The following is an 8835-nucleotide window of genomic DNA, read 5'->3' as shown; positions in this document are numbered from 1 at the left end:
ACCACCACCATGTGGGTGATCAACGGGGTTCATAGCCACACCGCGAACGGTAGGACGAACACCACGCCAACGCGCCGCACCGGCTTTACCCAACTTACGCAGGCTGTGCTCGCTGTTTGACACCTCGCCCAATGTGGCGCGGCACTCAGCAAGAATCTTGCGCATTTCGCCGCTGCGCAAACGCACAGTGGCATATTGGCCTTCACGTGCAACCAACTGCACTGATGCACCCGCACTACGAGCGATCTGAGCACCTTTACCAGGCTTCATCTCGATGCAGTGAATTGTGCTACCGACTGGAATATTACGCAGCGGCAGCGCGTTACCGGGCTTGATCGGTGCTGACTCACCTGAGAGCACTTCATCACCTGCGGCAACACCTTTAGGTGCAATCACATAGCGACGCTCACCGTCCGCGTACTTAAGCAGTGCAATATACGCAGTACGGTTAGGGTCATATTCCAAACGCTCAACAACAGCAGGAATGCCATCTTTGTTGCGCTTAAAATCGATAATACGGTAGTGCTGCTTGTGGCCACCGCCAACGTGGCGAGTTGTGATACGCCCGTTGTTGTTACGACCACCATTGCGCGACTGACTCTCAAGCAAGGCCTTATGCGGAGCGCCTTTGTGCAGCTCTGCATTAACCACTCGAACGACGTGACGGCGTCCGGGAGAGGTCGGTTTACTTTTTACAATTGCCATTTGACTCAGCTCCAGACTTATTCAGCGACTGCAAAGTCGATATCTTGACCCTGCACCAGGCTTACATAAGCCTTCTTCCAGTTTGGCTTTTTGCTCAGGCCAAAACGGTTACGCTTAACTTTGCCTTTCATGTTCACGGTGCGCACGTCAACAACGTCCACCTTGAACAGCTTTTCGACTGCGTTTTTGATTTCCAGCTTGGTAGCGCTGGGCAGCACACGAAAAACGACCTGATTGCCCGCTTCAGCACTCATTGCGCTTTTTTCAGAAACGTGAGGACCGAGCAATACTTTGTAAATGCGCTCCTGATTCATCCCAACATCTCCTCAAACTTTTTCAATGCCGCAACGGTAACCACAACTTTGTCGTAACCGATCAAGCTAACGGGATCGACACCGTTCACATCACGAACATCAACGTCGTGAAGGTTGCGCGCCGCCAGGTACAGGTTGCCAGTTACTTCTTCAGTAACAATCAACGCACCTTTTACATCCAGCTCAGCCAGCGACTTAACAAGCAGCTTGGTCTTAGGTGCTTCAAGTGCCATTTCTTCAACGACAACCAGACGCTCCTGACGAGCCAGCTCAGACAAAATAGAACGCAGAGCCGCGCGGTACATCTTGCGGTTTACTTTTTGACTGTGATCTTGAGGCTTCGCCGCAAAGGTCACACCACCGCCAGTCCAAATCGGGCTGCGGATGGTACCAGCACGCGCGCGGCCAGTACCCTTTTGACGCCATGGCTTCTTGCCGCCACCACTCACTTCGGAGCGGGTTTTCTGTGCACGGGTACCCTGACGAGCACCAGCCAGATAGGCAGTCACAACCTGATGAACCAGGTCTTCATTAAACTCACGAGCAAAGGCCACATCGGAAACCTGGATAGTTCCAGCCGCTGCACCGTTACCGGGTTTCGCAATATTCAGTTCCACTGCTTAGCCCCCTAGGATTTTTTTGCTTTAACAGCAGGACGTACAAACACGTCACCACCTGGCGCACCGGGAACCGCACCCTTGATCAAAATCAAGTTGCGCTCTGCATCGACACGTACAACTTCCAGCGTCTGAACAGTCACACGCTCAGCACCCATGTGACCCGCCATCTTCTTACCTTTGAAGACGCGACCAGGAGTCTGACATTGACCGATAGAACCCGGCGCACGGTGCGACAATGAGTTACCGTGAGTAGCGTCTTGCATATGGAAGTTCCAACGCTTAACACCACCTTGGAAGCCCTTACCTTTAGACTGCCCAGTAACATCAACTTTCTGACCTGCCTCAAATGCAGCAACAGTCAGCTCAGCACCAACCTCTGGAGCCTCATCACCTTCTTCAAGGCGAAACTCCCAAAGACCGCGACCAGCTTCAACACCTGCTTTAGCAAAGTGCCCAGCTTCAGCTTTTGAAATACGTGACGCCTTACGAGCTCCAGCCGTCACTTGAATAGCGCGATAGCCGTCAGCATCGTCTGCTTTGACACGAGTAACGCGATTGGGCTCAACCTCAATCACCGTTACCGGAATAGATACGCCGTCGTCAGTAAAAACGCGAGTCATGCCGCTTTTACGACCGACCAAACCAATAGTCATTGCTCCAACCTCTCAGTGTACGGGGCTTAACCCTCTACGGCCGCGCTCTCACGCGTTACACAACCCAGGGCCAGCCCCTGAGCGGGTCTGAATATATTCAGTAAATTTTAATTAGCCGAGGCTAATTTGAACTTCTACACCAGCCGCCAGATCTAGCTTCATCAAAGCGTCTACAGTTTTTTCTGTAGGCTCTACGATATCCAACATGCGCTTGTGGGTGCGGATCTCATACTGATCTCGCGCATCCTTGTTTACATGTGGAGAGACCAGAACCGTGTAACGCTCTTTGCGAGTAGGCAACGGGATTGGACCCCGAACCTGCGCGCCAGTGCGCTTAGCGGTATCTACGATCTCTTGCGTAGACGCATCGATAAGGCGGTGATCAAAAGCTTTTAAACGAATGCGAATCCGTTGATTTTGCACCTGATCAAACTCCCATCCCGAAATACCTTCGAGCCACTATCGGCGCCAACTGGCCGAGACAACCCGAAAAAAGAAGCGGCATATTAATGACCTAACCGCCCCGTGTCAACAACTATTCGACACAAAGGCAATTAAAGACGCTACCGCGCGTTTTAGGGCGCCAATTGCACCCATTGTTACCCAGAAAGGGAGGCCGAAGCCTCCCTCCCACACTGCTGCGCGAATAACATCGCGCGTCAGCATTACTCTACGATTTTCGCTACCACGCCGGCGCCGACAGTGCGGCCACCTTCACGGATTGCAAAACGCAGACCTTCTTCCATCGCGATAGGCGCAATCAATGTCACGTCCATTTTCACGTTGTCGCCAGGCATTACCATTTCTGTACCTTCTGGCAGCTCACACGCACCAGTTACGTCTGTGGTACGGAAGTAGAACTGTGGACGGTAGCCTTTGAAGAATGGCGTGTGACGACCACCTTCATCTTTGCTCAGTACGTACACTTCGGCTTCGAAGCGAGTGTGCGGAGTGATTGAGCCAGGCTTAGCCAATACTTGGCCACGCTCAACTTCGTCACGCTTAGTACCACGCAGCAGAACACCAACGTTCTCACCAGCACGACCTTCGTCGAGCAGCTTGCGGAACATTTCAACACCAGTACAGGTAGTCTTGGTGGTGTCTTTGATACCAACGATTTCGATCTCGTCGCCAGTGTTCAGAACACCACGCTCGATACGACCAGTTACTACGGTACCGCGACCAGAGATCGAGAATACGTCTTCGATTGGCATCAGGAACGGCTGGTCGATAGCACGCTCGGGCTCAGGAATGTACTCATCCAGAGCTTTAACCAGCTTGGCAACAGCAGTTGTGCCCAGCTCGTTGTCGTCTTCGCCGTTCAGTGCCATCAGGGCAGAACCCGCGATGATTGGCGTGTCGTCACCTGGGAAGTCGTAAGTGTCGAGCAGCTCACGCAGTTCCATTTCAACCAGCTCGAGCATTTCGTTGTACTCTTCGCTGCCTACGCCGCCACAGTCTTCAGCCAGCAGGTCGGCTTTGTTCAGGAAGACAACGATGTAGGGTACACCAACCTGACGAGACAGCAGGATGTGCTCACGAGTCTGAGGCATTGGGCCGTCAGTCGCACCACATACCAAGATCGCGCCGTCCATCTGAGCGGCACCAGTGATCATGTTTTTAACGTAGTCAGCGTGCCCTGGGCAGTCGACGTGTGCGTAGTGACGAATGTCTGAATCGTACTCTACGTGAGAGGTAGCGATGGTAATACCACGCTCACGCTCTTCAGGCGCATTATCGATACCGTCGAATGCAACGGCTTCACCGCCGAAGACTTCTGCACAAACGCGCGTCAGCGCTGCAGTCAGAGTCGTTTTACCATGGTCAACGTGACCGATGGTGCCCACGTTGACGTGGGGCTTACTACGTTCAAATTTTTCCTTTGCCACGATTTTTTCCTCGTTCTAAAGTTTTGGCGAATCAGCCCATGTTTTTACTAATAATTTCGTCTGCGACATTCTTCGGTGCCTCGGAGTACTTCTCAAACTCCATGGTGAATGTCGCGCGACCCTGGGTCGCACTGCGCAGATCGGTTGCGTAGCCAAACATTTCTGCCAACGGCACTTCTGCGTTGACAACTTTTCCAGATACGCTTTCTTCCATGCCCAAGATAATGCCGCGACGGCGATTGAGATCACCCACCACGTCACCCATATTTTCTTCCGGCGTTACCACTTCAACCTTCATTACCGGCTCAAGCAGCACGGCACCACCACTCTGCGCCAGCTTTTTCGTTGCCATCGACGCCGCCACTTTAAACGCCATCTCATTGGAGTCGACATCGTGGAAGGAGCCATCGTAGAGCGTCGCTTTAAGGCCCAACAGCGGATAACCCGCCAGCACACCGTTCTGCATCTGCTCTTCAATACCTTTTTGCACCGCCGGAATATACTCCTTCGGTACCACACCACCGACGATCTCGTTCACAAATTCGAGACCTTCGGCATTGGCGTCTTCAGCAGGCTCGAAACGCACCCAAACGTGACCGTACTGACCACGACCACCGGATTGACGAACGAACTTGCCTTCGATTTCACAGTTGTTGCGAATGGCTTCGCGGTAGGCCACCTGGGGCTTACCAATATTCGCCTCAACACTGAATTCACGACGCATGCGATCAACAAGAATATCCAGATGCAGCTCGCCCATACCAGAGATGATCGTCTGCCCGGTTTCCTCGTCCGTCTTAACCCGAAACGACGGATCCTCTTGCGCAAGCTTACCCAGCGCGATGCCCATCTTTTCCTGATCAGCCTTCGAGCGAGGCTCCACGGCCACGGAGATAACCGGCTCAGGAAATTCCATTCGCTCCAGAACGATCACGTTATCCGGGTCGCAAAGCGTATCCCCGGTCGTCACGTCCTTTAAGCCGATAGCGGCAGCGATATCGCCCGCCAGCACTTCTTTGATTTCTTGACGGTCGTTTGAGTGCATTTGCACCATCCGACCCACACGCTCTTTCTTACCCTTAACCGAGTTAAATACGGCCGTGCCACTCTCCAACTTGCCGGAATAAACCCGGAAAAAGGTCAGAGTACCAACAAAGGGGTCAGTCGCGATTTTAAAGGCAAGCGCTGCGAACGGGGCATTGTCATCTGCCTCACGCGTTTCGACGGTTTCCGCTTTATCGTCAAGCGTACCCTCGATCGCCTTAACCTCTTCCGGCGAAGGCATGTACTCGATCACCGCATCCAGAACAGCTTGAACGCCTTTGTTTTTAAAGGCAGAGCCGCCAAATACCGGGATAATCTCATTCGCCAATGTACGCGCACGAATGCCCGCTTTAATTTCTTCCTCGCTCAGCTCACCGCCTTCGAGGTATTTATCCATCAGCTCTTCGTTGGCTTCGGCAGCAGCCTCTACCATGTACTCACGCATTTCCGCACACTGATCTTGCAGATCAGCGGGAATATCTTCGTAAGTAAAGGTCATACCCTGGTCTTCGGCGTTCCAGATGATCGCCTTCATTTTGACCAGGTCAACAACCCCTTTGAAATCTTCTTCTGCACCGATGGTCATTTGCATCGGCACCGCATTCGCACCCAATCGCTCTCGCAACTGGCTGACGACACGCTCAAAATCAGCGCCGGCGCGGTCCATCTTGTTGACGAACACCATGCGCGGCACTTCATATTTATTTGCCTGACGCCACACGGTCTCAGTTTGAGGCTGAACACCGGAGGAGCCACACAGCACCACTACCGCGCCATCAAGGACGCGGAGTGAGCGCTCCACTTCAATGGTAAAGTCAACGTGCCCTGGGGTATCGATAATATTGACGCGATGCTGGTCGAACTGCTGCTGCATGCCCGCCCAAAAACAGGTAGTCGCGGCCGAGGTAATGGTGATACCCCGCTCTTGCTCCTGCTCCATCCAGTCCATGGTGGCAGCGCCATCATGAACTTCGCCAATTTTATGAGACAACCCCGTGTAAAACAGGACGCGCTCGGTAGTCGTCGTCTTACCGGCGTCTACGTGAGCGCAGATACCGATATTGCGGTATCTTGAAATAGGTGTTTTACGAGCCACGATGTACTCCCCAGATTGAAGCCAAATCCATCATTAGAAACGGAAGTGGGAGAACGCCTTGTTAGCCTCAGCCATACGATGCACGTCTTCACGCTTCTTAACTGCAGAGCCCTTGCCCTGAGATGCATCGATAATTTCACCAGCCAAACGCTGACGCATGGACTTCTCACCACGGCCACGTGAGTAATCCACCAACCAACGCATGGCCAATGCTGTACGACGGCTTGGGCGTACTTCTACCGGCACCTGATACGTGGCACCACCGACACGGCGAGACTTAACCTCTACCATTGGCGCAATATTTTCCAGCGCTTCGTCGAATACTTCGATGGGGTCTTTGCTTAAACGCTCCTGCACCAGGTCCAGAGCTCCATAGACAATGCGCTCTGCAACCGATTTTTTACCACTCACCATAACGTGGTTCATGAACTTGGCCAGGGTAAGATTTCCGAATTTCGGATCTGGCAGGATCTCCCGCTTAGCGGCAACGCGTCTTCTTGGCATGATTACTACTCTCTCTTCAGGGTAATCCAGGCAACGATCGCCATTGCGATGACCTGGCCTTACTCAAATCTATGTAAAAACGTCCGATCAATTAAGACTTAGGACGCTTGGTTCCGTACTTAGAACGACCTTGCTTACGGTCGTTAACACCTGATGTATCCAGGCTGCCGCGAACAGTGTGGTAACGCACACCCGGCAAATCCTTAACACGACCACCGCGAATCAGCACAACACTGTGCTCCTGCAGGTTGTGGCCTTCACCACCGATGTAAGATGAAACTTCGTAACCGTTAGTCAAACGTACACGACACACTTTACGAAGCGCCGAGTTCGGCTTCTTAGGTGTAGTGGTGTAAACACGAGTACAAACGCCACGACGCTGAGGGCAAGCCTGCAATGCAGGAACGTCACTCTTAGCAGTCTTGCGCTTTCTCGGCTGACGAACCAACTGGTTGATCGTTGCCATTGATAAGACTCCAAATACTAAAGGCCAGCACCTTATGTGCTGACCGACCGTACGCCGGCATCCGCCGACGATATAAAAAAAGCGGAGCGCGAATTCTAAAGACGCACCCCGCCCCCGTCAAGTAGCCGGAATAGTTAGCTTTGGTCGCTAAGTGCTTCCGACAGCGCCGCTTCTACTTCCTGCGCCGACACAGAACTGCTGGTGTCGTCGCGTTTCAGTTTGCGATCGCGATGGTATGCCAAACCTGTTCCCGCCGGGATCAGACGGCCAACTACCACATTTTCTTTCAATCCGCGCAGATAATCGCGCTTGCCAGTTACCGCGGCCTCGGTGAGTACACGGGTTGTCTCCTGGAACGATGCCGCAGAAATAAACGACTCTGTTGCCAAGGAGGCTTTGGTAATACCGAGCAATTCACGGTCAAAGCTGGCAGGCACTTTGCCTTCCGCAACGAGGCGCTCGTTCTCTTCAGCAACTCGCACGTATTCAACCTGCTCGCCCTTAATGAACGATGAGTCGCCCGAGGTCATAATGTTGACCTTGCGCAGCATCTGGCGGCTAATGACTTCGATATGTTTATCGTTAATTTTAACGCCCTGGAGACGGTAAACGTCTTGGATCTCGTTAACGATATACTTCGCCAGCTCTTCCACACCCTTCAGGCGCAGAATGTCGTGAGGGCTCAGCGGACCTTCCGAAACAATTTCACCTTTCTCAACTTGCTCACCCTCGAACACTGTCAGCTGACGCCACTTGGGAATCAGTACTTCGTAGTGGTCGCTACCGTCAGCCAGCGGCTTGCCGTCAGCTGGGGTGATGATCAGGCGACGCTTGCCCTTGGTTTCTTTACCAAAGGACACGGTACCGCTGATCTCAGCAAGAATCGCAGGCTCTTTAGGCTTACGCGCTTCGAATAGGTCGGCAACCCGTGGCAGACCACCAGTGATGTCGCGCGTTTTCGAGCTTTCCTGAGGGATCTTGGCAATAACATCACCAACTTTCACTTCAGCACCATTCTCAAGGCTGACGATCGCGTGGTCAGTCAAGAAGTAGTGCGCTGGCACATTGGTACCCGCCAAACACAGTTCTTCGCCATTGGCATCGACCAAGGTGACCGCTGGACGCATGTCTTTACCCGCCGCGGGGCGCTCAGACTGCTCCATCACGGCGATACTGCTCAGGCCAGTGAGTTCATCAGTTTGACGCTTAACGGTAATGCCTTCTTCCATACCGGACATTTTCACAATACCCGCCACCTCAGTAATGATGGGGTGGGTGTGTGGGTCCCAGGTCGCGACGATATCGCCTGCGCTAACCTCTGAGCGGTCCGCAACTTTAATGATGGCACCGTAGGGCAGCTTGTAGCGCTCGCGCTCACGGCCGCTGCGATCGGTAATTGCCAGCTCACCGGAGCGGCTTACCGCAACCAAGTTGCCATCTTCACGCTCAACGAACTTCAGGTTGTGCAGACGCGCTTTACCGTCCTGCTTAACTTGAATATTGTCGACAGCCGTTGCTCGCGATGCCGCACCACCAATGTGGAA

At 53.1% G+C, this 8835-nt stretch carries 9 protein-coding genes and 1 pseudogene; all 10 read right to left on the bottom strand.

Going from position 1 to position 8835, the window contains the following annotated elements:
* Window positions 1-705: 50S ribosomal protein L2 (gene rplB / locus B3K78_RS02970; RefSeq protein WP_286694241.1), on the bottom strand; the 705-nt coding region annotated here is incomplete at its 3' end.
* A 17-nt stretch (window positions 706-722) separates the two neighbouring features.
* A complete protein-coding gene (gene rplW, locus B3K78_RS02965; protein ID WP_027874865.1) occupies window positions 723-1019 on the bottom strand; it encodes a 50S ribosomal protein L23 in 297 nt (98 codons plus the stop codon).
* Window positions 1016-1636, bottom strand: coding sequence for a 50S ribosomal protein L4 (gene rplD, locus B3K78_RS02960; protein ID WP_027874864.1), 621 nt, complete (start codon window positions 1634-1636; stop codon window positions 1016-1018). The genes rplW and rplD overlap by 4 nt, the downstream gene beginning before the upstream one ends.
* 11 nt (window positions 1637-1647) lie before the next feature.
* Complete coding sequence (gene rplC, locus B3K78_RS02955; RefSeq protein WP_204995041.1) at window positions 1648-2292, bottom strand: 50S ribosomal protein L3; 645 nt, start codon at window positions 2290-2292, stop codon at window positions 1648-1650.
* Between the two features lie 111 nt (window positions 2293-2403).
* Window positions 2404-2715: a 30S ribosomal protein S10 gene (gene rpsJ / locus B3K78_RS02950; protein ID WP_022960525.1), complete on the bottom strand. Its 312-nt coding sequence runs from the start codon at window positions 2713-2715 to the stop codon at window positions 2404-2406.
* A 242-nt stretch (window positions 2716-2957) separates the two neighbouring features.
* The gene (tuf, locus tag B3K78_RS02945) at window positions 2958-4181 is read right to left on the bottom strand and encodes an elongation factor Tu (protein ID WP_286694240.1); all 1224 of its coding nucleotides are present in this window, start codon (window positions 4179-4181) and stop codon (window positions 2958-2960) included.
* Window positions 4182-4212: 31 nt separating this feature from the next.
* Entirely contained in the window at window positions 4213-6321 is a 2109-nt protein-coding gene (gene fusA, locus B3K78_RS02940; protein ID WP_204997528.1) for an elongation factor G, read from the bottom strand.
* A 33-nt stretch (window positions 6322-6354) separates the two neighbouring features.
* Complete coding sequence (rpsG, locus tag B3K78_RS02935; protein WP_027875075.1) at window positions 6355-6825, bottom strand: 30S ribosomal protein S7; 471 nt, start codon at window positions 6823-6825, stop codon at window positions 6355-6357.
* Between the two features lie 91 nt (window positions 6826-6916).
* Window positions 6917-7291: a 30S ribosomal protein S12 gene (gene rpsL / locus B3K78_RS02930; RefSeq protein WP_027875074.1), complete on the bottom strand. Its 375-nt coding sequence runs from the start codon at window positions 7289-7291 to the stop codon at window positions 6917-6919.
* 134 nt (window positions 7292-7425) lie between these two features.
* A pseudogene (locus B3K78_RS02925) lies at window positions 7426-8835 on the bottom strand (DNA-directed RNA polymerase subunit beta'); the annotation flags it as partial.

This window comes from Spongiibacter sp. UBA1325 (assembly GCF_002306875.1).
Taxonomy (GTDB): domain Bacteria; phylum Pseudomonadota; class Gammaproteobacteria; order Pseudomonadales; family Spongiibacteraceae; genus Spongiibacter; species Spongiibacter marinus.
The sequence above is the reverse complement of the archived record's forward strand: the minus strand, read 5'-3'. Positions and strand labels throughout refer to the sequence as shown.